The organism is Allochromatium vinosum DSM 180, assembly GCF_000025485.1.
Classification (GTDB): domain Bacteria; phylum Pseudomonadota; class Gammaproteobacteria; order Chromatiales; family Chromatiaceae; genus Thermochromatium; species Thermochromatium vinosum.
This window is the reverse complement of sequence record NC_013851.1, coordinates 3380393-3404230: the sequence shown is the minus strand read 5'-3', so window position 1 is coordinate 3404230 and position 23838 is coordinate 3380393. Positions and strand designations below refer to the sequence as shown.

General features: G+C 63.8%; 25 protein-coding genes. 16 read left to right on the top strand and 9 right to left on the bottom strand.

Annotated features, from left to right (window positions below):
- Positions 1-4: 4 nt before the first annotated feature.
- From ALVIN_RS15060 to ALVIN_RS17845, 4 genes are read right to left on the bottom strand one after another with little or no spacing between them, the layout of a single operon-like run.
- Complete coding sequence (locus ALVIN_RS15060; RefSeq protein ID WP_012972184.1) at positions 5-493, bottom strand: pilus assembly PilX family protein; 489 nt, start codon at positions 491-493, stop codon at positions 5-7.
- Positions 490-1290 carry a PilW family protein gene (locus tag ALVIN_RS15055; protein WP_012972183.1) on the bottom strand — a complete coding sequence of 267 codons (801 nt, stop codon included), beginning with the start codon at positions 1288-1290 and terminating at the stop codon, positions 490-492. The genes ALVIN_RS15060 and ALVIN_RS15055 overlap by 4 nt, the downstream gene beginning before the upstream one ends.
- Positions 1291-1319: 29 nt before the next feature.
- The gene (gene pilV, locus ALVIN_RS16720; RefSeq protein WP_012972182.1) at positions 1320-1862 is read right to left on the bottom strand and encodes a type IV pilus modification protein PilV; all 543 of its coding nucleotides are present in this window, start codon (positions 1860-1862) and stop codon (positions 1320-1322) included.
- Entirely contained in the window at positions 1855-2358 is a 504-nt protein-coding gene (locus ALVIN_RS17845) for a GspH/FimT family pseudopilin (protein ID WP_012972181.1), read from the bottom strand. The genes pilV and ALVIN_RS17845 overlap by 8 nt, the downstream gene beginning before the upstream one ends.
- 475 nt (positions 2359-2833) lie before the next feature.
- Between ALVIN_RS17845 and ALVIN_RS15040 the strand changes: the two genes are divergently transcribed.
- From ALVIN_RS15040 to gspD, 10 genes are all read left to right on the top strand, one after another.
- A complete protein-coding gene (locus ALVIN_RS15040) occupies positions 2834-4042 on the top strand; it encodes a type II secretion system F family protein (protein ID WP_012972180.1) in 1209 nt (402 codons plus the stop codon).
- A 78-nt stretch (positions 4043-4120) separates the two neighbouring features.
- Positions 4121-4549 (top strand): type II secretion system major pseudopilin GspG, encoded by a 429-nt coding sequence (gspG, locus tag ALVIN_RS15035; RefSeq protein WP_012972179.1) that lies wholly within the window; start codon positions 4121-4123, stop codon positions 4547-4549.
- Positions 4540-5013 carry a GspH/FimT family pseudopilin gene (locus tag ALVIN_RS15030; RefSeq protein WP_223295230.1) on the top strand — a complete coding sequence of 158 codons (474 nt, stop codon included), beginning with the start codon at positions 4540-4542 and terminating at the stop codon, positions 5011-5013. Before gspG ends, ALVIN_RS15030 begins: the two co-directional genes overlap by 10 nt.
- Positions 5013-5426: a type IV pilus modification PilV family protein gene (locus ALVIN_RS15025; RefSeq protein WP_012972178.1), complete on the top strand. Its 414-nt coding sequence runs from the start codon at positions 5013-5015 to the stop codon at positions 5424-5426. Before ALVIN_RS15030 ends, ALVIN_RS15025 begins: the two co-directional genes overlap by 1 nt.
- A complete protein-coding gene (locus ALVIN_RS15020; RefSeq protein ID WP_012972177.1) occupies positions 5423-6139 on the top strand; it encodes a prepilin-type N-terminal cleavage/methylation domain-containing protein in 717 nt (238 codons plus the stop codon). The genes ALVIN_RS15025 and ALVIN_RS15020 overlap by 4 nt, the downstream gene beginning before the upstream one ends.
- Complete coding sequence (locus tag ALVIN_RS15015) at positions 6136-7068, top strand: type II secretion system minor pseudopilin (protein WP_012972176.1); 933 nt, start codon at positions 6136-6138, stop codon at positions 7066-7068. The genes ALVIN_RS15020 and ALVIN_RS15015 overlap by 4 nt, the downstream gene beginning before the upstream one ends.
- Positions 7052-8149 (top strand): PilN domain-containing protein, encoded by a 1098-nt coding sequence (locus tag ALVIN_RS15010; RefSeq protein WP_223295229.1) that lies wholly within the window; start codon positions 7052-7054, stop codon positions 8147-8149. Before ALVIN_RS15015 ends, ALVIN_RS15010 begins: the two co-directional genes overlap by 17 nt.
- Positions 8146-8757, top strand: coding sequence for a type II secretion system protein GspM (gspM, locus tag ALVIN_RS15005; RefSeq protein WP_012972174.1), 612 nt, complete (start codon positions 8146-8148; stop codon positions 8755-8757). The genes ALVIN_RS15010 and gspM overlap by 4 nt, the downstream gene beginning before the upstream one ends.
- Positions 8754-9341 carry a hypothetical protein gene (locus ALVIN_RS15000; RefSeq protein ID WP_012972173.1) on the top strand — a complete coding sequence of 196 codons (588 nt, stop codon included), beginning with the start codon at positions 8754-8756 and terminating at the stop codon, positions 9339-9341. The genes gspM and ALVIN_RS15000 overlap by 4 nt, the downstream gene beginning before the upstream one ends.
- 44 nt (positions 9342-9385) lie before the next feature.
- Positions 9386-11587 carry a type II secretion system secretin GspD gene (gene gspD / locus ALVIN_RS14995; protein ID WP_012972172.1) on the top strand — a complete coding sequence of 734 codons (2202 nt, stop codon included), beginning with the start codon at positions 9386-9388 and terminating at the stop codon, positions 11585-11587.
- Here gspD and ALVIN_RS14990 read toward each other — a convergent pair.
- Genes ALVIN_RS14990 through glyQ form a run of 4 tightly spaced genes read right to left on the bottom strand, consistent with a single transcriptional unit; the run spans position 11538 to position 15907 of the window.
- Positions 11538-12302, bottom strand: coding sequence for a lysophospholipid acyltransferase family protein (locus ALVIN_RS14990; protein WP_012972171.1), 765 nt, complete (start codon positions 12300-12302; stop codon positions 11538-11540). The genes gspD and ALVIN_RS14990 overlap by 50 nt on opposite strands.
- Before the next feature lie 4 nt (positions 12303-12306).
- Complete coding sequence (gene gmhB / locus ALVIN_RS14985; protein WP_012972170.1) at positions 12307-12873, bottom strand: D-glycero-beta-D-manno-heptose 1,7-bisphosphate 7-phosphatase; 567 nt, start codon at positions 12871-12873, stop codon at positions 12307-12309.
- A gap of 31 nt (positions 12874-12904) precedes the next feature.
- A complete protein-coding gene (gene glyS / locus ALVIN_RS14980; protein WP_012972169.1) occupies positions 12905-14980 on the bottom strand; it encodes a glycine--tRNA ligase subunit beta in 2076 nt (691 codons plus the stop codon).
- A 21-nt stretch (positions 14981-15001) separates the two neighbouring features.
- Positions 15002-15907: a glycine--tRNA ligase subunit alpha gene (gene glyQ, locus ALVIN_RS14975; RefSeq protein WP_012972168.1), complete on the bottom strand. Its 906-nt coding sequence runs from the start codon at positions 15905-15907 to the stop codon at positions 15002-15004.
- 175 nt (positions 15908-16082) lie between these two features.
- On the opposite strand from glyQ, the gene ALVIN_RS14970 reads away from it, so the two are divergent.
- From ALVIN_RS14970 to ALVIN_RS14945, 6 genes are all read left to right on the top strand, one after another.
- Positions 16083-17249: a cation diffusion facilitator family transporter gene (locus ALVIN_RS14970; protein ID WP_050750345.1), complete on the top strand. Its 1167-nt coding sequence runs from the start codon at positions 16083-16085 to the stop codon at positions 17247-17249.
- 477 nt (positions 17250-17726) lie between these two features.
- Positions 17727-19130 (top strand): glutamate--ammonia ligase, encoded by a 1404-nt coding sequence (glnA, locus tag ALVIN_RS14965; RefSeq protein ID WP_012972166.1) that lies wholly within the window; start codon positions 17727-17729, stop codon positions 19128-19130.
- A gap of 41 nt (positions 19131-19171) precedes the next feature.
- Positions 19172-19690, top strand: a complete 519-nt coding sequence (locus ALVIN_RS14960; protein WP_012972165.1) for a DUF4124 domain-containing protein — start codon at positions 19172-19174, stop codon at positions 19688-19690.
- A 165-nt stretch (positions 19691-19855) separates the two neighbouring features.
- Complete coding sequence (gene glnL, locus ALVIN_RS14955) at positions 19856-20935, top strand: nitrogen regulation protein NR(II) (RefSeq protein ID WP_012972164.1); 1080 nt, start codon at positions 19856-19858, stop codon at positions 20933-20935.
- A complete protein-coding gene (ntrC, locus tag ALVIN_RS14950) occupies positions 20928-22355 on the top strand; it encodes a nitrogen regulation protein NR(I) (protein ID WP_012972163.1) in 1428 nt (475 codons plus the stop codon). Before glnL ends, ntrC begins: the two co-directional genes overlap by 8 nt.
- Before the next feature lie 80 nt (positions 22356-22435).
- Entirely contained in the window at positions 22436-22834 is a 399-nt protein-coding gene (locus ALVIN_RS14945; RefSeq protein WP_012972162.1) for a hypothetical protein, read from the top strand.
- Between the two features lie 70 nt (positions 22835-22904).
- Here the strand turns inward: ALVIN_RS14945 and argB are convergent, their stop codons facing one another.
- A complete protein-coding gene (argB, locus tag ALVIN_RS14940) occupies positions 22905-23801 on the bottom strand; it encodes an acetylglutamate kinase (protein ID WP_012972161.1) in 897 nt (298 codons plus the stop codon).
- Positions 23802-23838 lie beyond the last annotated feature (37 nt).

The following is a 23838-nucleotide window of genomic DNA, read 5'->3' as shown; positions in this document are numbered from 1 at the left end:
TTCATCATTGACTCGGACGCACCAAGCCGGCACCCATTCGATTAACTGCCCCAGCCCCCACCGATTCGCCGCCAACCCCTCTCACGCGACCATAAGCATCCGCTTGATACAAGAGCACGATCGAGCCAAGCGCCTCACCTGAAATCAAAATATTGTTTCGCCTACCCTCAAACCGCATGATGACATCTGCTTCCGTGTAAGGACGATCCTGGTCATCGCTTTTCAAGCGGTCTTGGTAATAATTCGGGTGTTTCTCGAAGTCACCAACTGTATTGGTTTTCGGTATGACCTCATGGGGATTCTCGTCGAGAATCTGCATCAGGGCGCTTTCGGCCGCCTGGTAGGCGCCCTGCTTCATGCGCTGATTGGTGGAAATCTTGATATTCGTGACGGACGATCGCATGGACGTGACGCTGATGAGTGTCATCGCCACCAGCAGCACCGCCGCGATGACCAGAGCTGCACCTCTTTGCCGCTTTGCATAGAACATCATTGCTCAACCGCCTCAAGATTACGCAGAGAGATGGTGCTGGTGTATACGCGGTAGTACTTATCCAGCTTGCTACTGCCGGACGGAGGGGAAACTGTGTACTTGACATCCAGTACATCGAAGGCCTTTTCACCCTCGGTTCGCGCCGCTTGCGGAAGCGTCATGTCAGCGGAACTCGCAAGCACCCCGATCCGGAGCGCGACAATCCGCCCCTTGGGAGACCACAGGCCATTAGCAGCGGCCTCGGTCGCATTGACGTAAAGATTAGGATAACGGTCGCCGTCCGTGTCCCAGCCGTAGAGAACCTGGAAGGTCTCGATTCCAGACGCCAGCGGCTCAGGTTGTCCGCCATCAACGCTGCACCGAAGCTCGCGAGAACCGGAAAGATGGAACTCGATCCTGGCCCGGTAGGGTGTCGTGTTATTTTTGTTAATTTGATTTCCCAAACAATCGAGCTGGCATCTGTTGGCATCGGTGTCGGAATCGTCGCAGCCTGTATTAGAGCCATAGAACACCACGATTTTGTCCGACGCGCCGGGATCCTGATCATCAAGCAGCTGCAGCTTCGCCTTGCCTGGATCGTCAGGATCGCCGAAGGGGAGGTTATCGGCCCTAAGCAGCCGGCCCGTCATCATCAGGGTACGTCTCAAATCATCGATGGCGAAACGACCATTCTCCATGGTGGCGGCAACAACCTCATTGGCTGAAAAAGCGATGCGGGAATCCAGGTAGACTTTACCCGCCGCACCGGTCAGCAATATGCCGATGGTGGCGCCAATGAGTAGGCTGATCAGCGACATGCCGGCCTGGTGTGTGCGAGTTGCCATGTTCAGTCCACCAAATCTTCCGGGCGGCCCGGAATCAGATCCACGACGATTTGTTGCGCCTCTGTGTCGTTTGGTCCCTGCCAGCCCACGGTGATCCTACAGGGGGTGGCCCGCGCGCCTGTGTTCGTGCAGGTCACGGAAAGAGTACCGGAAGGCAAGAGATCGACCCCGTTGACGCAGCTAACCTGATAGAGATCGAAGGCGGCCATGTCCGCACTCGAACAGTCGACAGGGCTGTCATCCGGAGTCATGGCGCAGGTTTTTGAGGGGGACGAGCCGCAGTTCGTGGCCGCAGAGGTGACATAGGGACTGGTGTTTTCATCCGCGTAGTCGTGCACATTGGCGCGCATGCGATCGGCCAGATCCCAGGCCACATCGGATGCCAGCGTTTGGAACTTGGCATCGTTATTTGCCCTCAGTCCGGCCCCCTGCAAAGCCGCAATGCCTAATAACCCAATGGCCAGCACAACCGCCGTGACCATCGCTTCGATGAGAGAGGTTCCACGCGAATGGCGAAAGCCCAGCGGGCGTCGACGATTAGCCATCTTCTACCCTCGGTCTGCCGCTAGTCGAGATGATTATTTTCTTGGTATGGCCACTAGCCCCAATGGTAATGGTGCCGTGGCCAAAAGATGCTACCCGGCCGCTGGGCATGTAAGCAATCTTGGTCTTGCCTTCAATAGAAATACCGGATGGCGGTGCCTCTCGTACCAAAACTAGCTTGTCCGTTTCATTCACTTCGTCGTTTTGATTGGAATCCACGACCACGATCCAGCCGTCAGCCCAGCTTCCCGTGCAGGTGCTGCCGTTGCTGGAAGCGCACATGATGGCGCGTTTGTCTTCTTTGACCGCCTCGCTGCGCGTGTAGTAGATGGAAGCAAGAAAATCATTTGTCGCGGCCGCCAAGCGGTTCCTGCGGATGACATCCTGGAAGCTGGGAACCGCGATGGCCAGGAGAATGGTCGCGACAGCAACCGTGACCATGAGCTCCAACAGCGTGAAGCCTGCTTGACGACCGACTGTGCTTAGAGGCGTTTTCATGCATCAAAAGATAGCATGTCCATCTGCTTTGAGAAGGTCTCTTCCGTACATAATAAAGAATCGAGCAGCTTCGTTTATCGACCGATTCTTGGAGCTTGGAGTAGGATGTTCGAGTTTAAAAATGTATTTTAATCATGAGCTTATGCTGCGAATTATGGGCGAGGCTCGCTGAGCGATGGGCAGGTTGTGCAGGCCACAAGGCTGAGCACGGCCCAGGTCGAGCTTTGCGTGCGAGCCGGACGCCGCCGGCTGAAACCTCTGCGTCTGGTGATTGTTGCTCGCCCAGATCCTGATTAGACTCATCTATATGATCATCCCATTGACCCCAAGATTGACGGCGTCTTCAATGCTCGGCTCGGAGTCCAACCGTGCCCTGCTGATCCACTTCCTCAACGCCAACCTCAGCCCGGTGGACCGCGCCGACTGATCGCTTTGCTGGTACTTTTGCGCTGTTCGAGCCCCGTACCCTACAACCATGCCCAAGTTTTTCTACAAGGCCGTCAAACTCGACGGTGAAACGGTCGAGGGCGAGATGGACGCCGCCGACGAATCGGCCGTCATCCGCCATCTCCAGGCGACGGGCCTGATCCCGATCGAGGCGCGCACCACCAGGAGTCTGACGGTCAAGCTGGGCCGGCGTCGGCGCCGACGTCTGAGCCAGAAAGAGATCGGCATCCTCACACGCGAGCTGGCGACCCTGCTCGAAGCCGGCCTGACCCTGGACCGCTCGCTCCAGATTCTCGTCGATCTGACCTCCGAGGAGCATCTGGTGCGCGTGCTCTCGGACTTGCAGGAACGGGTGCGCGGCGGCGCGACCTTCTCCAGCGCGCTGGAGGCTCAGGACAAGCAGTTTCCGCGTCTCTACATCAACATGGTACGGGCCGGCGAGGCGAGCGGCGCCATGGAACAGGTTCTGGATCGACTGGCCGACTATCTGGAACGTCTGGCCGAGCTGCGCCAGACTGTGACCTCGGCCCTGGTCTATCCCTCGATCCTGCTGTTCGTCGCGGCGCTCTCGGTGATCCTGCTGCTGGTGTTCGTGGTGCCGCAGTTCACAGTGCTGTTCGAGGACATGGGCGAGGCGCTGCCGCTGTCGACCCAGATCGTGGTCGCCGCCGGGGATCTGTTCCGTCACTACTGGTGGGCGATGCTGTGCATGATTGCGCTGGCGGCTGTCGTCATCGAGCGCTGGCTCCAGAATCCCTCCGCCAAGGCCCGGCTCGACCGTCGGGTGCTGACGCTGCCGCTGTTCGGTGACCTGATCTGGAAGATGGAGACCGCGCGGCTGTGTCACACACTCTCGACCCTGCTGAAGAACGGCCTGCCTCTGCTCAGTGCCCTGAACCTCGCCAAGGAAGTGGTCTCCAATCAGAAGCTCTTCGGCCTGATCGAGGAAGCCGGCGAAGAACTCAAGCACGGGCGCGGCCTCGCCGGCCCGCTGGCCCGACTCCAGGCGCTGCCTGATCTGGCGCTGCAAATGATCCGTGTCGGTGAGGAGTCCGGCAGTCTCGATGCCATGCTGGCCAAGGTCGCCAGTCTCTACGACCGCGAGACGCGGGTGAGCGTGCAGCGGATGCTGACGCTGCTGGAACCGATCCTGATCATCGGACTCGGCGTCATCGTGGCCGGGATCATCCTGTCGATCCTGATGGCCATTCTCGGCGCCAATGAACTCGTCTTCTGAGGCGATGTCCTGTTCGTCGAGCCGGGTTTAGAATGCGCCATCGAATTCAAGGATCCACTCTCAAGAGGTCAGTTCCACATGCGTTTCAAGACTTCGCGCCGTCACGGCGGCTTCACCCTGGTCGAACTCCTGGTCGTGCTGGCCATCCTGGGGCTGCTTGCCGGACTGGTCGGTCCAAAGGTGATGAAATTCCTGGACAGCTCCAAGAGCAAGACGGCCAGGCTCCAGATCGAGGATCTGTCCTCGACCCTCGATCTCTATCGCCTCGAACTGGGCCGCTATCCGACCGAGAACGAAGGACTCAAGGCGCTGGTCGAGAATCCGGGCAGCATGCCGAACTGGAACGGTCCCTATCTGAAGAAGAGCGAAGTGCCCAAGGATCCCTGGGGCTTCGACTATCAGTACCGGTTCCCCGGCGAACACGGCAGCTACGACATCTGGTCGCTCGGCGCCGACAATCGCGAGGGCGGCGAGGGCGATAACGCCGACGTCAAGAGTTGGGAATAATCCAGGTCCATCGATCAGGGCGAGGCACGCGCGGCTTTACCCTGGTCGAATTGCTGGTGGTCATGGCCATCGCCGCCGTCATCATGACGGCGGTGCCGACGCTCTTTTCAGCCGCCTTTCCAGGGCTGGAAATGAAGTCCGCCGCACGCCGCACGGCTGCCACGCTGCGTCTGGCGCGTGAGTCGGCCATCCGGCGCGGCGAAGAGACCCAGGTGCTGGTCGATCTCGAACACCACCGTCTGACGCTCGCCGGCTATCGTGCGCTCTCCTTGCCCGAGCGGCTCTCGCTCCAGCTCGATGCCGCCAGTCGCGAGCTGATCGACGAACAGCGTGGCCTCATCCGTTTTTTCCCCGACGGCAGTTCGACCGGCGGGCGTCTCGTGCTGTCCCAGGATGGGCATGGCTATCAAATCGGTGTTGCCTGGCTGACCGGGCGCATCGAACTGGACTCCTGGTCCGAGTGATGCGGCGTCGTCAGGCTCAGCGCGGGTTCTCGCTGCTGGAGGTGCTGGTCGCCTTCGCGATCCTGGCCGTCTCGCTCGGGGTGCTGCTCGGCATCTTCTCGCGCGCCACCAGCGCGACCCTCGCCTCGGCCCAATACACGCAGGCCGCGACCCTCGCCGAATCACTGCTCACCCTGGCCGGGCATGAGATCGTCCTGGAGGAAGGGACGGTCTCGGGCGAGACCGAGAGCGGCTTCTCCTGGGAGCTGACGCTGTTCGAACTCGATCTATCCGACGAGTTTCCAACGGCCACGCTGTCGGTCACGGCCTATCGCGTCAATGCCGGCGTGCTCTGGTTCGACGCCGGGCGGCCGCGACGCCTGATGCTCTCGACCCTGAAGCTGGTCGATCCGCTGGCGAACACAACCCCATGAACCGGCGCACGATCTCGAACCAGGGCCGGCGCGCGGGGCGCGGCTTCACGCTGATCGAGCTGGTGATCGCGCTGGCGATCATCGGTCTGATCTCACTGCTGCTGTTTTCGGGGCTGCGGCTCGGCGGCCGCTCCTGGGAGGCGGTCGAGACGGTCGGCGAGCGTCTGTCCGGCCTGCGACTGGCCGATGGCGTTCTCCGACGCACGCTCGGTCAGACCCGGCCGATCAGCGCCGTCTACGATGGACAGAGTGTCCAGGTCTTCGCGGGGGAGTCGGAGCGTATCGAGTGGGCCGCGCCTCTGTCTGAGCATGTCGGTCTGTCCGGACTCTATATCCTGCGTCTGGAGCTGGAAGGCACGGACGAGGCGCGCACGCTGATGCTGACGCGCTGGCTCCTGCATCCCGAGATCCTGGAGGGCGGCGGCGAGGTCGTGCCCTGGGAACCGATGACCAAGCAGGAGGCGGCATCGCTGAGCGATCTGCGCACCGATCTCGACGCCGCCGATGGCGCGTTCGGACGCGCCTGGCTGCTGGCGAAGGTGAGTCGCTTCGAGCTGGCTTACTATGGCGTGCTCGATGGCGAGAGTGAAGCGGACTGGCACGATGAGTGGCTGGAGCAGGCCCGCCTGCCGAAGCTGGTGCGGATCCGTCTGGAGACGACCGAACAATCCTGGCCCGATCTCGTCGTGACCCTGCCCGATCAACCCCGATGATGACAGGTCGCAGATACCAGCGCGGCATCGCGCTCATGCTCGTGATGTGGGTGTTGACGCTCCTGACGGTCATGGCCGTGAGCCTGACCGTCTCGCGCCGCACCGAGGTCGCCCTGGCCGACAACCATGTCGAGTCGGCGCGCTTCCGGACCCTCGCCGAAGCCGCCATCGCCTATACCGCGCTGCATTACATGACCCCGGAGGCCCAGGTCGACGCGGAGCAGGGAACAGCCTGGTTACCTGACGGCCGGTCGCGCATCTGGTCTTTCGCCGGCTCTGAGCTGACCCTGCGTGTCTTCAACGAGTCCTCGCGCTACGATCTCAACCAGATCCGGCCCGAGAGCCTGCGGACACTGCTGGAAGTGCTCGGCCTGCTGCCCGAGGAGGCCGATGCGCTGGCGGCGGCGATCGTCGACTGGCGCGACGAGGACGATCTGGCCCTGCTCAACGGTGCCGAGGATGCCGACTATGCCGAGGCCGGTCGTGCGCTCGGTGCCAAGGATGCCGCCTATGAAGCGGTCGAGGAGCTGCGGCAGGTTCTCGGTATGACACCCGAACGCTATCGCCTGCTCGCCCCCGAGGTCTCGGTCCAGGGCGGTTCGTCGCAGCCGGTCGAGCGTTTCGCCTCGCCGGCGGTGTTGGCGACACTCAAGGGACTCACGCTGGAGGAGGCGCGCGAGGAGATCGCCGAGCGTGATCGCGCCGAGGTCTCAGGTACCACCTCGACGACCCTGATCGAGCGTGGCGGTCCGGTCTACCGCCTCCAGGTCACTGGACCGCGATCGAGTGGTGCGGCTCGGCGGATGGAGGCGCTCTTTCAGCTCGCACCAGGACAGCAACCCCCCTATCAGGTACTGTGGCGTCGGCAGGGACTCGTGACGGAACCCCTGAGCGACAGCGAGTCGGAGACTGATGATGACGTTCACTGAACGCTTGAACCGCTTCTTCGAAGCGCTCCCGATCGTCGGCGCCGGAGTCGGGTCGGGCGCGCTCGGCGAGCGTCTGCTGGGCTGTCTGCCCGCGTTCGCACACCGAACCCTGGCGCGCTACAACCGCTGGCTCGTCATTCGACCCGAGGGACGGCGGGCACGCGTCGAGCTGGTCATGGGGTTGGAGACGCGCCCGCTGGGCGAGATGGATCTGACGCACAGGATGGCCGTGCCCGACATCGCGGGAGTCGGCCAACAGGAGCGACCACCGGGCATCGAGCTGCGGCTGCCGCGCGAGGCCGTGCTCAGACGCACGGTCTCCTTTCCATCGCAGGTCCGCGCCAACCTGCCGCAGGTGATCCGTTACGAGCTGGATCGTCTCTCGCCCTTCGAGTCCAAGGACGTGCTCTTCGATTTCGTCGCCCTGAGCGGTCCCAAGACGGCCGAGCGTCTGCGGCTGGATCTGGCCCTGTGTAGGCGTGATCTGGTCGAGGACTGGATCACGCAGTTGGAAGCGCTCGGCACGCCCGTCGATCGCCTCACCTGGGACGGCGCCTGGAGCCGCGCCAATCTGCTTCCCCCCGAACGGCGTCCGAAACGGCGTCACGGGCGTCTGACGCTCGGTTCGGCCTCGGCCATCGTCTCGATCCTGCTGGCGATGGCGATGCTCGTGACGCCCCTGTGGCAGAAGCACCGGATCGCGCGCCAGCTGGACGCCGAGGTCACACGTCTGCGCAGTCAGGCCATCGCCGTCGACGAGTTGCGCCAGGAACTCGAGCGCGTCCGCCAGGGCAGCACGGCGGTGATTCAGCGCAAGCTCGAACAACCCTCGATCCTGGCGATGCTGCGTGAACTCACGGATCGTATTCCCGAGGATACCTGGGTGCAGAATCTCGAGTTCAGCGCCGATCAGGTCGACATCCGCGGCGAATCCGGACAGGCCACGGCCCTGATCGCGATCCTGGAACAGTCGCCCGGCATCGATGGCGTTTCCTTCGGCTCGCCCGTGACCCAGATTGCCAGCACGGGCAAGGAACGCTTCAACATTTCCTTCCGCTACACACGCGGAGGTGCCGAATGAAGCCCAAGGCTCGGGCCGACCGAGCGCTCTGTCTGGTCTCGCTCGGCGCGGTGATGCTGCTGCCCATGCTGTTGCTGGCGGCCATCGTGATTCCCTGGCTGAGCCGGATCTCGGAACTCGATGACCGCATCGCCACCAGCCGCGATCAATTGATGCGCTACCAGCGTCTGGTGAGCACGCGCCCGGCGCTGCAAGCCGAGCTGGAGCAGGCCCGGACCAATGACGCCTTCGATGCCTTCTACTTCAAGGCTCCGACCCAGGCGCTCGCCGGCGCTCAGCTCCAGGCGCGGGTCCAGGACATCGTCACCGCCGCTTCAGGGCGTCTGATCAGCACCCAGATCCTGCCGCCGGAGGCTCAGGACATGCCGCCGCGTATCCGTGTGCGCACCCAGATCCAGGGTTCGACCGAGACGCTGATGGAGGTGCTCTATCGTCTCGAACAGACGCGCCCCTTTCTGTTCGTCGAGCGTCTCTCGGTACGCTCCGCCGCGCGTCCGGCGGTATCGTCCAGTCCAGCCCTGGTACGGCGTCACCTGATGGCCAATCAGGCGGGCGAACTCACGGTGAGGCTGGATATCTATGGTTTCGTCCTGGGGGGTGGTTCGTGAGACGCTATGTCCCGGTCCTGGTTGCGCTCGTCCTGCTGGCCGGTCTGACGCTCCAGTGGCTCGGCTGGCCACCGCCGATGCCCGTGCTGGAATCGGCGAACGCGCCTGGGGGGAACCCGTCCGGCGTATCGTCCACGCAGCCGGACCTGCTCGCTCGGCTCGAAACCTTCGATAGCCGGGACAACTATGCCTCCATCGTCGAGCGTCCACTCTTCCGGCCGGATCGCAAGCCGGAGCCACTGAACGACGATCCGGCGGACACACGGGGGCCGGAGGCCAATGTGGAGTTGAGTGCCTTCGATCTGAACGCGGTACTCATCACATCCGAGATCGTCTCCGCCTGGGTCCAGGACCCGACGCAACTCAAGCTTCGGCGTCTGCGTATCGGCGATGACCTGCAAGGCTGGTCAGTCACCGACATCCAGGAAGACCGCGTCCTGCTTGAGCGACAGGGTCGGCAGGATGCGCTAATATTGCGCGACTATTCCAAGCCAGTGCCCGCGACCGCGCCACCACCCGCCCGGAAGGTTCTGCCACGGCCTCCTCCCCGTGTGCCGGCTCGCCCCGAATCTCCCAAGCCATGATCACAGGTCGGTCGAGACGACTCGACGCCCGTCACCGAGGCACCATGTATTTCCATCACCCCGCCAGGCGCCATTCTCAGCTCGGACATTGGTTGTGCGTTGCCCTGCTGGCCGGTATCGCGACTGGCCTCCAGGGCTGCGAGCGTGCGAATTGGGATCCCACGCTCAAGGTCGGCGAGCCCACGGGTCATGTCCTGGACGAAGATCATGCCCGTAAGCGAGACGCCTTCAAGCAGCGTGGCGGCGCCGGCGCCGAGATCATTGCCATCGGTGACGAGGAGGCGCGCCCCAAGAGCAGCGAGATCGTCCAGCGCGGCAGCGGCTCGTTCGTGCGCAGGATAGCGCCGTCCGAGGTCGACGCCTCACCCGGCGACGTCACGCTGAATTTCGACGGTACCGACATCCGCGAGGTGGTCAAGGTCATCCTGGGCGACCTGCTCAAGGTCAACTACGTCCTGCATCCGGCGGTACAGGGCGCGACCTCGCTTCAGACCGGCCGTCCGCTGCGCCGCGAGGATCTGCTGCCCACGCTCGAAACTCTGTTGCGGATGAACAATGCCGCCCTGGTCCAAAAGGGCGATCGCTATGAGGTGGTGCCGCTGGCCAATGCCGTCCAGGGGCGCGTGACGCCTCAGCTCGGCGAGACCGACCGCGCCCTGCCCAATGGCTACAGTGTGCAGGTGGTGCCATTGCGCTATATCGGCGCCGAGGAGATGAACAGCATCCTCACGCCCCTGGCGCCCGAAGGCAGCGTCATCCGTGTCGACAATCTGCGTAACCTCCTGGTGATCGCCGGCACCAGCCCCGAGATGAGCAATCTGCTCGACACCATCCGCGTCTTCGACGTCGACTGGATGTCGGGACTCTCAGTCGGTTTTTTCGTGCTCGAATACGCCAAGAGCAAGGACGTGGTGACGCAACTGGAGAGCCTGCTCGCCGACGAGAGCGGCAATCCGCTCAAGGGGATCTTCCGGTTCATCCCGGTCGAGAGCGCCAACGCCCTGCTGGTCGTCTCGCCTCAGGAACGCTATCTCCAGCAGGTGCGCAACTGGATCGAGCGGCTTGACATGGCCGAGGCTCGAAGCGACAGCTCCGAGCGGCTCTATGTCTACCGGGTCAAGCACAGCGATGCCGAAAGTCTGGCCGATATCCTGTCGCAGCTCTTCGGCGGCACCGGCAGTAACGCGCGCAAGTCCTCGGTGGGCAATGTCGCGCCCGGACTCGGCCGGTCGTCGAGCATCGGCGGGACGACGACAACCACCACCAGCGGCAACTCGGACTCCAAGACCAGCCAGAGCCAGACGACACGCCAGAGCGCCTCATCGCACGAACTCGAGATGTCGTCGAGCGTCAATATCGTCGCCGACGCCGTCAATAACTCGCTGTTGGTGCGCGCCAGTCCGCGTGACTACAAAAAGATCCTCGACGCCCTCAAGCAACTCGACATCCTGCCGCTCCAGGTGCTGGTCGAGGCGACGATCGTCGAGATCACCCTGAGCGGAAGTCTCAAGTATGGCGTGCAGTGGGAACTCTTTGGTCCGGGGGCGGACGGCAAGAGTTTCGCGTCCTTGGATGGAACCTTCGATGATGCCGAGACGTCGGGCATCGGCACCATGTTCCCCGGATTCAACTGGGCCATGGTCTCCAATCCGGACACGATCAAGGCAACGCTGAGTGCGCTGGCGGGCGACAATCTGCTCAACGTCCTCTCTTCGCCATCGGTCATGGTCATGGACAATCAGACCGCCAAGATCCAGGTCGGTCGGGAAGTGCCCATCGCCACCTCGAAGCAGGACGGCACCTCGACGACCGATCGCACCTATACCACCATCTCCTATAAAGACACGGGCGTCATCCTCACCGTCAAACCGCGTGTGACGCCCGGTGGTCTGGTTCAGCTGGAGATCGAACAGGAAGTCAGCACGGTGTTCGAGGAGAACGCCTCGGGGCTGAACTCGCCATCCTTCAAGAAGCGCACCATCACCAGCTCGGTGGCCGTGCGTTCCAATCAGGCCGTGGTGCTGGGCGGCTTGATCGAGGACACGCGTTCAGACGGTAAGCAGGGCATTCCGGGACTCTACAGTCTGCCGGTGGTGGGCGGACTCTTCGGGGAGACCTCGAAATCCTCGACCCGCACCGAACTGGTCGTCGTCCTCACACCCAAGGTCATCGCCAACGACCAGGACATCGAGTCCGTCACCGAGGATTTCCGTCAGAAGGTGCGCGGGTTGAAGGTGGCGTTTTGAATTCCGGCGAGCACGCCTGAAGCGTCTGCTCGATCCAGTGCTCGACTTCGGTGTTGATCTCGGTGGCCTTGCGACCCTGGGTCGAAATGGTCGGGCCGATCACCAGATCTATGGTTCCAGGACGCTTGACGAGACTGCGGCGTCCCCAGAAGACGCCGGCATTGTGGGCGATGGGCACCACCGGGCGTCCCGTGCGCTCGGCCAGCAGCGCACCGCCGATGTTGTAGCTGCCCTGGGTTCCGGGCGCGACCCGCGTGCCCTCGGGGAAGATCACCACCCAGTGCCCGCCTTCCAGTAATGCGCTGCCCTCGCGGATGAGACGGGTGATCTCACGCCGTCCGGCCGCACGATCGATCGCGATGTGGCTCAGCCGCTTGAGTGCCTGGCCGAAGACCGGGATGCGGATCAGCTCCTGCTTGAGTACCCAGGATTGTTCCGGCGGCAGCAGCGCCCTGAGCGCGAGGATCTCCCAGGCGGACTGGTGTTTGCAGAGCACGATCGCATTGTCTGTGGGCAGATGCTCCAGGCCGTGCACGCGATAGTCCAGCCCGCAGAGGATCTTCAACGCCTTGAGATTGACTCTGGCCCAGGAGCGCGCCAGGCGTGGAGCGCGCCGGCCCGAGTCGCCGGACCCGAACGCCAGGATCGCGAGCGAATACAACAGGCTCGATCCGATCAGGATCAGCTGAAACAGCAGGGAACGCAGCAGGGTCATAAGTTCAGCCTAGGATGTCGATGAGCGCGGTGGCGGCGGTGTTGAGATCGGGATAGATCGGGATGTCGCGCGATTCGTTGTCCATGCCCTGCTCACGCAGACGCTCCAGGGTGCGCTCGCCCTTGCCGGAACGCACCAGCCAGGGCCGGGCGCCGGCAGCGCGCGCGGCCTGGATGTCGCCGAGCGAATCGCCGATGAAGGGGACGTTGGCCAATTCCACATCGAAGCGCGCGGCGATCTCCAGCAGCAGTCCCGGACGCGGCTTGCGGCAATCGCAGCCGTCGTCGGGTCCGTGCGGACAGAAGGCGATCAGTTCGATGCGCCCGCCCTCGGCCTCCACGCGCTCGCGCAAACGCTGATGGATGGCGTTGAGCATTTCGAGCTTGAACAGTCCGCGCGCCAGTCCCGATTGGTTGGTGGCTACCGCGACCCGAAAGCCGGCATGCGAGAGCCGTGCGATGGCCTCGATGCTGCCGGGGATCGGCAGCCATTCGTCCAACGACTTGATGTAGTCGTCGGAGTCGTGGTTGATGACGCCGTCGCGGTCGAGGATGACGAGCCGATCGGTCATGTGGGTGCCGATTCCGGTCGTGGTCCGGGCGTCACTGGAGCCGCGAGATGTCGGCCACGCGCAGGAACAGCGCCGACAGCGATCGCAGCAACTGGAGTCGGTTGCGTCGCGTGGCCGGATCGTCCGCCATGACCATGACCTCGTCGAAGAAGGCGTCGACGTCCTCGCGTAGCTCGGCCAGGGTCTCAAGGATCGCGACATAGTCGCGTGCCCGGGCCAGCGGCTCGACCCGCGTTTCGAGTTCGGCGATCCGTTCGGCCAGCCGCTGTTCGGGTACCTCGACCAGTAGCGCCGGGTTCGGTCCACCTTCGGTCAGGTCAGCCGGGTCGGCCTTGAGCAGGATGTTGCGGATACGCTTGTTGGCCGCCGCCAGGGCATCGGCGGCGGGCAGACGGCGGAACTGGGTGACAGCCACGATGCGCCGGTCCAGATCCCAGGGGTTGGTCACGCCCGTGTGGATGACCGACTCGACCGTATCGACCGCGACCACCCGGTCGCTGTAATAGCCGCGCAGACGCTCCAGCATGTAGCCCAGGACTGCCTCGACCGTGTCTTCGGCCAGGAGTCCGGCCGGGAAACCGGCGGCGGCGCGTTCGAGCAGGTCGCGCAGATCCAGGTCGAGCGGGGTCTCGATCAACAGCCGCAGCACGGCGATCGAGGCGCGACGCAGTGCATAGGGGTCTTTGGTGCCGGTCGGGCGCAGTCCGATGCCGAAGATGCCGACCAGGGTGTCGAGCCGGTCGGCGAGCGCCAGCGCCCGACCGCAGGGGCTGGTCGGCAGTTCGTCACCGGCGAAGCGCGGGCGATATTGATCCTCCATCGCCGCGCTGACACAGGCGTCTTCGCCCGATCGCTCGGCGTAATAGCGCCCCATGGTGCCCTGGAGTCCGGGGAACTCGAACACCATCGCCGTCATCAGGTCGCACTTGGACAACGCAGCCGCCCGCTCGACCAGCGCCGGATCGACGCCGATCGCTTGGGCCAGTTCGCGCCCGAGCCGGGCCACACGCGCGCACTTGGCCGCCTGGGTGCCGAGCTTGTCCTGGAAGACCACGGTCTCCAGCCGGGGCGCGAAGGCTTCCAGCGGCTGCTTGAGATCCTGCGACCAGAAGAAGGCGGCGTCGGAGAAGCGCGGACGGATGACGCGCTCGTTGCCCGCGCGCACCTGATCGGGATCATGGCTCTCGATGTTGGCCACGGCGATGAAGCGTGCCTGAAGCGCCCCGTTCATGTCCTCGACCGGGAAATACTTCTGGTTGCTCTGCATGGTCTCGATCAGCACCTCCGGCGGGATCTCCAGGAAGCGCTCGTCGAACTTGCACAGCAGGGCCTGCGGCCATTCGACCAGGGCCGTGACCTCGTCGAGCAGCTCGGGATCGATGCGCGCCCGCAGTCTATTGGACGCGGCCAGGCTCATGACCTGCTCACGGATGCGCTCGCGCCGAAGCTCGAAGGACGGCTCGACCCGGCCCTGTTCGCGCAGGGTCGCGGCATAGTCGGACGCCTGGCCGATGGCGATGGGGGCGGGGTGATGGAAGCGATGACCACGGGTGCGGGTCTCGGTGGGCAGACCCATCACGGTACCGGCGATCGATTCGGTACCGAGCAGCAGACAGACCCAGTGCACCGGGCGTACGAACTCTTCGCTGCGATCGCCCCAGCGCATCCGCTTGGGGATCGGCAGCCCCGCGAGTGCGGCTTCGGTCATGTCCGGCACCAGTTGGGCTGTCTCCCGACCGGGCGTGATGCTGCGATGGACCAGCCAGCTTCCCTTGTCGGTCTCCTCGCGTCCCAGCGCCTCGACCTCGACCCCACAGGAACGCGCGAAGCCGAGCAGAGCCTTGGTCGGCTGGCCCTCGGCGTCGAACGCCGCCTGGACCGCCGGACCCCGGCGCACGTTCTCCTGATCGGGCTGGCGCGTCTGGATGCCCTTGACCAGCAGGGCCAGACGCCGTGGCGCGGCAAAGGATTCGACCGTCTCGAATCCAATCCCATGGGTCTTGAGCTGGTCGCGAACGCCTTCCGTGAAGGCTCGCGACAGGACGGGCAGGGCGATCGGCGGGAGTTCCTCGGTCCCGATCTCGATGAGCAGATCAGTCGTCGACATATCCAAAAGAACCTCTCCCGCTCAAGATTGCAGCATCGGGAAGCCGAGCGCCTCCCGTTTGTCGTAATAGGCCTGGGCGACGGCACGCGAGAGTGTGCGCACCCGCAGGATGAAACGCTGGCGCTCCGTGACCGAGATCGCCCCGCGCGCGTCGAGCAGATTGAAGGTGTGCGAGGCTTTGAGCACCTGCTCATAGGCCGGCAGCGGCAGACCGCGCTCGATCAGCTCAGTGCTGATGCGCTCATGGGTGTCGAACTGCGCAAAGAGCGCGGCGGTGTCGGCCAGTTCGAAGTTGTAGGTCGACTGCTCGACTTCGTTTTGATGGTAGACATCGCCATAGGTGACGACACCCGCCGGCGAGCGGCTCCAGACCAGGTCGTAGACGCTCTCGACCTCCTGGAGATACATGGCGATGCGCTCCAGACCATAGGTGATCTCGCCGGTCACGGGCCGGCAGTCGAGTCCGCCGACCTGCTGGAAATAGGTGAACTGGGTGACTTCCATGCCGTTGAGCCACACCTCCCAGCCCAGCCCCCAGGCGCCGAGCGTGGGTGACTCCCAGTTGTCCTCGACGAAGCGGATATCGTGCACCAGCGGATCGATCCCCAGCCGGCGCAGCGAGTTCAGATACAGCTCCTGGATGTCGAGCGGCGAGGGCTTGAGCACCACCTGGAACTGATAGTAGTGCTGGAGCCGGTTGGGATTCTCGCCATAGCGCCCGTCGGTCGGACGGCGCGAGGGCTGGACATAGGCGCTGCGCCACGGCTCGGGACCGATCGAGCGCAGGAAGGTGGACGGATGGAAGGTGCCCGCGCCCACCTCCATGTCGAAGGGCTGGACGACGACGCACCCGAGATCGGCCCAGTAGCGCTCGAGCGCAAAGATGAGACCCTGGAAGGTCGAGAGATCCTCGGATTCGCGGCTCAAGATGGACTCCTGTGAGGGCTGAGTTCGGCAAAGTCGCACAGTATATTCGGTCGCTCGCCGATGTGCCCGACCCGATCGCCGGTTGCGCTCGAATCCGTCCGCCGGAGAGACGTGCATGGGCCAGCGGACGCCGACGGCGTATACTGCGCGCCCGAGCCAATCGTCATCGATCAGGATGTCCAGCCTCGTGAACGTGCCCACAGCCACCACGCGCGAACGCCGTCAGGCGATCACGCACACCTCCATTGTCAGTGCCGTGCTCAATCTGGTCCTGTCCGCGATCAAGATCCTGGCCGGATTCCTGGGGCACTCGCAGGCACTGGTGGCCGACGGCATCCACTCGCTCTCGGATCTGCTGTCTGACGTACTGGTCTATGTCGCCGGACATCACGCCAGCCAGCAGCCCGATCAGAACCATCCCTATGGGCACGCACGCTACGAGACCGTCGCCACCCTGGCCCTCGGAACGCTGCTGCTGCTGATCGCCCTCGGCATCGGCTGGGATGCCGTACATCGACTCTTCGAGCCGGACGCTCTGTTGAAACCCGACGCCCTGGCGCTCGCCGCGACCCTGGCCTCGATCGGCGTGAAGGAGTGGCTCTACTGGTGGACGCTCGGCTATGCCAAGCGCGTGCGTTCGGATCTGTTGCGCGCCAATGCCTGGCATCATCGCAGCGATGCCATCTCTTCGATCGTGGTGCTGATCGGCATCGCCGGCACCATGGCGGGTCTGACCTATCTCGACGCCATCGCCGCTTTCATCGTCGCCCTGATGATCGCTCGCATTGCCTGGGGACTGGGCTGGGGCGCGGTCAGCGAGCTGGTGGACACCGGACTCGAATCCGAGCGCATCACCGAGGTCGCGCAGACCATCCGCTCGGTCGGCGGCGTGCGCGACATCCATATGCTGCGCACGCGCCGGCTCGGCGGGCAGGTCTCGGCCGATGTTCATGTGCTGGTCGACCCCGACATCAGCGTCTCCGAAGGCCATATGATCAGTGTCCTGGTCGAGCAGCGACTCAAGCGCGAGATCTCGGACATGACGGACGTAACCGTCCATATCGATCCCGAGGACGACGCGAGTAAGCCTGACGTTCCACCCCTGCCGCTGCGCGCCGAAGCCCTGGCACGGCTGGCCTCGCTCTGGTCGGCGATTCCGGCCGCCAACGAGCGCCAGCGCCTGCTGCTGCACTATCTGGGTGGACGGATCGAGGTCGAGGTCTTCTTTCCGATCACGGCTTGTCAGCGCACGGGTTCCGATCCCGAGCGGCTGTGCGCCGAACTGGCGGAGGCGCTGCGTGAGGATTCGGCTTTTGGCCGGGTTCGGGTCTACTTTGGATGATCTGTCGTGGAGTGAGCTGGAGCGTTGCGCTCTTTTGGTGCAAAAAAGTGCGCTCTCGTCCATTTGAGTGCATTTAGAGGGTGAATCGCTCGCCTGGCGACCGGACTTGGTCAAGCCGGAGAGCGGCGCATCGAGCCGAACGCGCCCTGTCGAAACCGAGTTCTAAGTTCAACCCAATGTTTTTCAATGGATTCATGACCCGGTTCGGGGGCGAGGGTCTGGGACCCGCCGCTTGGCGATCCTGGATGCCTCTTATTGGCTTGCTCATTGCTTAATGGGCGCGAGGCGATGGCGAGCCACCGGGTTGCGGATCGATGCCGACGACCGTGGCAACCACCATCATTCGGGATGACCGATTTCGTGCGACGCGCGCCGCGACCTGCTAGGCTCCTGCATCGAGCCTTAGCGGATCGATTCGAGTGCATCGCGTTGGCCGGCCAGACTGTTCGTAGATACCACGTAGCGGAGACAATTCGAATGACTGACGTCATTAAGATGATCAAAGAAAATGAAGTGAAATTCGTCGATTTTCGCTTCACCGACACCCGTGGCAAGGAGCAGCACGTCTCCGTGCCGGCCCATACCGTCGATGAGGACGTGTTCAAGGACGGCAAAATGTTCGACGGCTCCTCGATCGCCGGCTGGAAGGGCATCGAGGCCTCCGACATGGTGCTGATGCCCGAGGCCGACACGGCGGTCATGGACCCCTTCTCCGATGAGGCCACGCTCATCGTCCGCTGCGACATCCTCGAACCCGACACCATGCAGGGCTACGAGCGCGATCCGCGTTCGGTGGCCAAGCGCGCCGAGGCCTATCTGAAGTCGACCGGCATCGCCGACACCGCCTTCTTCGGCCCCGAACCGGAATTCTTCATCCTCGACGACATCCGCTGGGGCGCCGACATGAGCGGCTGCTTCTACAAGGTCGACTCCGAGGAAGCCGGCTGGAACTCCGAGCGTGTCTTCCCCGACGGCAACATGGGCCATCGTCCGAGCGTCAAGGGCGGCTACTTCCCGGTTCCCCCGGTCGACTCGCTCAACGATCTGCGCGCGGCCATGTGCCTGACGCTCGAAGAGATGGGCGTGCCGGTCGAGGTGCACCATCACGAGGTCGCCACCGCCGGCCAGTGCGAAATCGGCACCCAGTTCAGCACCCTGGTCAAGCGCGCCGACTGGAACCAGATCCTCAAGTATGTGGTGCAGAACGTTGCTCACGCCTATGGCAAGACCGCGACCTTCATGCCCAAGCCGCTGGTCGGCGACAACGGCAGCGGCATGCACGTCCACCAGTCGCTCGCCAAGGACGGTCAGAACCTGTTCGCCGGCGACAAGTACGGCGGTCTGTCCGATCTGGCCCTCTACTACATCGGCGGCATCATCAAGCACGCGCGCGCGCTCAACGCCATCACCAACGCTTCGACCAACTCCTACAAGCGTCTGGTGCCCGGCTTCGAAGCGCCGGTCATGCTCGCCTACTCGGCGCGCAACCGCTCGGCCTCGATCCGCATCCCGCACGTCTCCAGCCCCAAGGCACGTCGTATCGAGGTGCGCTTCCCGGATGCGACCTCCAACCCCTATCTGGCTTTCTCGGCCATGATGATGGCTGGTCTCGACGGCATCCAGAACAAGATCCATCCGGGCGACGCCATGGACAAGGATCTCTACGACCTGCCGCGCGAAGAGGCCAAGTCGATCCCGACCGTCTGTCATTCGCTCGACATGGCGCTCGACTGCCTCGACCAGGATCGCGACTTCCTGACCGCCGGCGGTGTGTTCACCGATGACCTGATCGATGCCTACATCGATCTCAAGATGAAGGAAGTCACGCGCATTCGCATGACGACCCATCCGGTCGAGTTCGACATGTACTACAGCCTCTAAAGGGCTGTTCGGATCGGCGCGGTTGGGCTAGTCTTCAGACTATGCTCAGACCCGCGCCGATCCTCCTTTCGCTGCTCGTCTGCTCGCCGTCCAACGCGGAGATCTATCGTTGGGTCGACGCCGAGGGGCGGGTCAACTTCTCCGATCGTCAGACGCGGGACGCCGAACGGGTCGATGTGCGTTTCAGCAAGCCCGCCGGCTCGAATCCCGCTGCCACGCTTGGCCCAGGCTCGCCCGACGAAGCCTATCGCGGCCCCTATGTCGCACTCGACATCCTCGCCCCCGGCCTCGATGAGACCCTGACCGAGACCGACTCGGGGGTTCCAGTCAGTTTGCAGATCGATCCATCCCTCATCGGCGGTCATCGCCTGCTCCTGCTGCTCGACGGGAACACGCTCCCGGTCGAGGGCGCCCATACGCAGTTCAAGCTGACGGGGCTTGGCGTTGGCAGTCATCGGCTCCAGCTCCAGGTTCGTGGCGCCGACGATCGGATCGTCGCTCAATCCGCGCCACGCACCTTTCACGTTCGCCAACCCAGGGTGCCCGGTCAACTGCCCTGATCCGCCGTTCGCGTGGACTGTCCGTCCTGATTGAAGACTGGCGCTGTATTTGCTTGTTTTGCTGGCAAGGTGCCTGCCGGCAACGGCGGCCGGCGTCCGTATTCACAGGGAACCTGCGTGTGCCTTGCGTCCTGTGATGCAAAGAACCCTTTCAGGATCAAATGGATGATGACTCACGCGATCAGACCAAACCTCGAACGCCGGATACTCGATCATCTCAATACGGCGGTGATGCTGTTCGACGCCGGGTTGTGTCTCAAATATCTCAATCCAGCCGCCGAGGTGCTGTTCGAGGTCAGCGCGCGTCACCTGTTGGGCCAGCCGGCCGCGAGCCTGCTGCCCTGTCCTGACGCGAACGTCGAGGAGCGCCTGAACGAGGCACTCGCGTCCTGCCACCCCTTCACCGAGCGCGAGATCAACGTCCTGATCGGCGATGGGCGCACCAAAACGGTGAATTGCACCGTGCTGCCGTTGCACCATTTTGATGCAGACAAGGAAGTGCTGGTCGAACTCTACCAAGTCGACCGCCAGCTGCGGATCACGCGCGAGGAGCAACTGCTGTCGCAGCATCAGGCGACCCAGGCGCTACTGCGCGGGCTGGCCCATGAGATCAAGAATCCGCTCGGTGGTCTGCGCGGCGCCGCCCAGCTCCTGGAACGCGAACTGCCCGATGCGGCGCTGCGCGAATATACCCGCATCATCATCGACGAGGCCGACCGGCTCCAGGCACTGATGAACCGCATGATCGGTCCGCATCGGCTGCCGCGTCGCACGCCGGTGAACATCCATGACGTGCTGGAGCATGTGCGCACGCTGATCCTGGCCGAGTCGCCCCGAGGTCCGAAGGTCCATCGCGACTATGACCCGAGCATTCCGGACTTCATCGCCGATCAGGATCGCCTGATCCAGGCCTTGCTCAATCTGGCGCGCAACGCGGCCACCGCCGCCGGTCCGCACGGCTGTCTGCAATTCAAGACGCGGGTGCTGCGACAGTTCACCATCGGCAGCCGCCGTCACAAACTGGTGCTCCAGGTCCAGGTTCGGGACAATGGCTCCGGCATCCCCGACGAGATCCGCGACCGCATCTTCTATCCCATGGTCTCGGGTCGCCCGGACGGGACCGGACTCGGACTGTCGATCGCCCAGGAGCTCATCAATCAGCACGGCGGCCTGATCGAGTGCGAGAGCCAGCCGGGCGATACCATCTTCCATGTCTACCTTCCCCTGGAGCCGAGCCATGACTAGAGCACCGAATGTCTGGGTCATCGACGACGATCGCTCGATTCGCTGGGTTCTCGATCGGGCACTGCGCAAGGCCGAGATGCAGGTGACGTGCTTTCCCAATGGGGTTGGCATCCTGGAGTCGCTCCAGCGCGAGCAGCCCGATGTGATCCTCACCGACATCCGGATGCCGGGGATCGACGGGCTGGAACTCCTGCGTCAGGTGACGAGCCGCTATCCGGGGCTGCCGGTGATCATCATGACGGCGCATTCGGATCTCGACAGCGCGGTCTCGGCCTTCCAGGACGGCGCCTTCGAGTACCTGCCCAAGCCGTTCGACCTCGACGAGGCCGTCTCGCAGGTCAGCCGGGCCTGCCGGCGCGGGCGCGAGGAGCGCGCCGAGGAGGTCAGTGTCGCACGCGGGCCGGACATCATCGGCGAGGCGCCGGCGATGCAGGATGTCTTTCGCGCCATCGGGCGTCTGGCACGCTCCAACATCACGGTGCTCATCAATGGCGAGTCGGGCACCGGCAAGGAGCTGGTCGCCCATGCCCTGCATCGTCACAGCCCGAGGAGCGAGCGTCCCTTCATCGCACTCAACATGGCGGCCATTCCGCGTGATCTGCTGGAGTCCGAGCTGTTCGGTCACGAGCGCGGCTCCTTCACCGGCGCCCAGGCGCGGCGCGAGGGACGCTTCGAGCAGGCCGACGGCGGCACCCTCTTTCTCGACGAGATCGGCGACATGCCGGCCGAGTTGCAGACCCGGCTGTTGCGCGTACTGGCCGATGGCGAGTTCTATCGGGTCGGCGGGCTGGCGCCGATCAAGGTCGACGTGCGCATCATCGCGGCGACGCATCAGAATCTCGAGCAACTGGTGCGCGAGGGGCGCTTTCGCGAGGATCTGTTCCACCGGCTCAACGTCATCCGTATCCATCTGCCGGCCCTGCGCGACCGACGCGAGGATATTCCGCTCCTGATGCGTCACTTCCTGGCCCAGGCCGCGCGCGAGTTGAGCTGTGAGCCCAAGGTGCTGCTGCCGGACGCCGTCGACCGGCTCCAGCGGCTCGACTGGCCGGGCAATGTGCGACAATTGGAGAACACCGCCCGCTGGCTGACCGTCATGGCCTCCGGCAAGCATGTTCATGCCGAGGATCTGCCGCCCGAACTCAATGCCGGCCTGAGCGAGAGTGTCCGCGACGAGTCCTGGGAACATGGATTGCGCCGTTGGGCACGGCAACGGCTCAAGGAGGGGCGCGAGGGGCTGCTCGACACGGCCTTGCCGGCCTTCGAGCGTGTCCTCATCCAGACCGCGCTCGAACAGACCGGCGGGCGACGTCAGGATGCCGCCAGACTCTTGGGATGGGGGCGCAATACCCTCACCCGCAAGCTCAAGGAGTTGCGTCTGGAGCCGGACTTCGTGGGCGATGAGGATGGGGTCTCATAGCGGTTCCAATGATCCGGGCGAGATCCCGACGGCTTCAGACCGAGACTCCTATTGGTTTTTAGCGACACGGGAGAACCGCGTTGGACAGCAGTAGTATCGAACTCAAGGGTTCCGCGATCGAGGCGATCGACCGAGACGGCGATCGGGTCGAGATCCGCTTCGCGCGCGCCTATCTGATCAAGACCATGACCGGCTCGGCCGAGCGCACACGCTGGTGGCAGGCCGGCAGCCTGGTGATCGAGGACGCCAAGGTCAGTGAGTGCCCGCCGCCGGGTGGGCTGGTGTGTGCCGGCGGCGATCTCGACGAGAACATCTACACCTATCGCGACATGATCCCCATTCCCTTCGAGAGTCGCGGCCATATCCGGTGCGAGCTGTACTTCGAGGGCACCGAGTCACGCTTGCGCCTCACAGGGACCGCCGCACGCTTGACGATGCGCGACGTTCCCAAATACATCGAGCACCTGCGTCCCGGCTGAGCGCCGTCTCAGGTTCCGCTCTCCCGCAGAGGGAGAGCGGCCAGGCGCCGCGACGGTTGCGGCGCGCGCGTCAGCGGCCTCGGATCAGGGTGCCCACGCCGGTATCCGTGAAGAGATCGAGCATGACGGCATGTTCCACCCGCCCGTCGATGATGTGCGCCGACTTCACGCCCGACTGCACGGCCTCGATGGCGCAGCGGATCTTGGGCAGCATGCCGCCGTGGATCACGCCTTCCTCGATCAGCGTCTGCACGCGCCCGACGTCGAGTTCGGAGATGAGCTGCCCTTCGGCATCGAGCAGGCCGGCGGTGTTGGTCAGGAGCAGCAGCTTCTCGGCCCGCAGCACCTCGGCCATCTTGCCGGCGACCAGATCGGCGTTGATGTTGTAGGAATGCCCATCGGCGCCCACGCCGATCGGCGCGACCACCGGGATGAAGTTGCTCTTGGTCAGCATGTGGATGATGGCCGGATCGATGCTCTCGACCTCGCCCACATGGCCGATATCGATGATCTCGGGTGCGCGCAGCTCCGGGGCGTCGCGTTTGATGAGCAGCTTGCGCGCGCGGATCAGGTCGCCATCCTTGCCGGTCAGCCCCACAGCCGAGCCACCGTGCCGGTTGATGAAGTTGACGATCTCCTTGTTAACCAAACCGCCGAGCACCATTTCGACCACGTCCATGGTCTCGGCATCGGTCACGCGCATTCCCTGCACGAATTCACTGGCCTTGCCGAGCCGGCTCAGGAGCGAGCCGATCTGCGGGCCGCCGCCATGTACGATCACCGGGTTGATACCGACGAGCTTCATCAGCACCACGTCGCGGGCGAAGCCTTCTTTCAGCGCCTCGTCGACCATAGCGTTGCCGCCGTATTTGATCACCATGGTCTTGCCCTGGAAGCGCTTGATGTAGGGCAGTGCCTCGATCAGGACATGGGCAATGGTCTGGGCGCGTTCGGTTGGGATTGTCATCGGGTCGGGGTCTCATCGAAAACGGAAGCGGGACTGT

Excerpts from the sequence above, each read along its gene's own strand:
- glyS (WP_012972169.1), bottom strand. The coding sequence starts at position 14,980 with ATGTCGACGACTGATCTGCTCATCGAGATCGGGACCGAGGAACTCCCG.
- glnL (WP_012972164.1), top strand. The coding sequence starts at position 19,856 with ATGATGACTCACGCGATCAGACCAAACCTCGAACGCCGGATACTCGAT.
- ALVIN_RS14970 (WP_050750345.1), top strand. The coding sequence starts at position 16,083 with ATGTCCAGCCTCGTGAACGTGCCCACAGCCACCACGCGCGAACGCCGT.
- ALVIN_RS14960 (WP_012972165.1), top strand. The coding sequence starts at position 19,172 with ATGCTCAGACCCGCGCCGATCCTCCTTTCGCTGCTCGTCTGCTCGCCG.
- gspG (WP_012972179.1), top strand. The coding sequence starts at position 4,121 with ATGCGTTTCAAGACTTCGCGCCGTCACGGCGGCTTCACCCTGGTCGAA.
- ALVIN_RS15020 (WP_012972177.1), top strand. The coding sequence starts at position 5,423 with ATGAACCGGCGCACGATCTCGAACCAGGGCCGGCGCGCGGGGCGCGGC.
- ALVIN_RS14990 (WP_012972171.1), bottom strand. The coding sequence starts at position 12,302 with ATGACCCTGCTGCGTTCCCTGCTGTTTCAGCTGATCCTGATCGGATCG.
- ALVIN_RS15060 (WP_012972184.1), bottom strand. The coding sequence starts at position 493 with ATGATGTTCTATGCAAAGCGGCAAAGAGGTGCAGCTCTGGTCATCGCG.
- ALVIN_RS15015 (WP_012972176.1), top strand. The coding sequence starts at position 6,136 with ATGATGACAGGTCGCAGATACCAGCGCGGCATCGCGCTCATGCTCGTG.
- ALVIN_RS15025 (WP_012972178.1), top strand. The coding sequence starts at position 5,013 with ATGCGGCGTCGTCAGGCTCAGCGCGGGTTCTCGCTGCTGGAGGTGCTG.
- ALVIN_RS15010 (WP_223295229.1), top strand. The coding sequence starts at position 7,052 with ATGATGACGTTCACTGAACGCTTGAACCGCTTCTTCGAAGCGCTCCCG.
- gspD (WP_012972172.1), top strand. The coding sequence starts at position 9,386 with ATGTATTTCCATCACCCCGCCAGGCGCCATTCTCAGCTCGGACATTGG.
- glnA (WP_012972166.1), top strand. The coding sequence starts at position 17,727 with ATGACTGACGTCATTAAGATGATCAAAGAAAATGAAGTGAAATTCGTC.
- ALVIN_RS15040 (WP_012972180.1), top strand. The coding sequence starts at position 2,834 with ATGCCCAAGTTTTTCTACAAGGCCGTCAAACTCGACGGTGAAACGGTC.
- ALVIN_RS15055 (WP_012972183.1), bottom strand. The coding sequence starts at position 1,290 with ATGTCGCTGATCAGCCTACTCATTGGCGCCACCATCGGCATATTGCTG.
- argB (WP_012972161.1), bottom strand. The coding sequence starts at position 23,801 with ATGACAATCCCAACCGAACGCGCCCAGACCATTGCCCATGTCCTGATC.
- gspM (WP_012972174.1), top strand. The coding sequence starts at position 8,146 with ATGAAGCCCAAGGCTCGGGCCGACCGAGCGCTCTGTCTGGTCTCGCTC.
- gmhB (WP_012972170.1), bottom strand. The coding sequence starts at position 12,873 with ATGACCGATCGGCTCGTCATCCTCGACCGCGACGGCGTCATCAACCAC.
- pilV (WP_012972182.1), bottom strand. The coding sequence starts at position 1,862 with ATGGCTAATCGTCGACGCCCGCTGGGCTTTCGCCATTCGCGTGGAACC.
- ntrC (WP_012972163.1), top strand. The coding sequence starts at position 20,928 with ATGACTAGAGCACCGAATGTCTGGGTCATCGACGACGATCGCTCGATT.
- ALVIN_RS17845 (WP_012972181.1), bottom strand. The coding sequence starts at position 2,358 with ATGAAAACGCCTCTAAGCACAGTCGGTCGTCAAGCAGGCTTCACGCTG.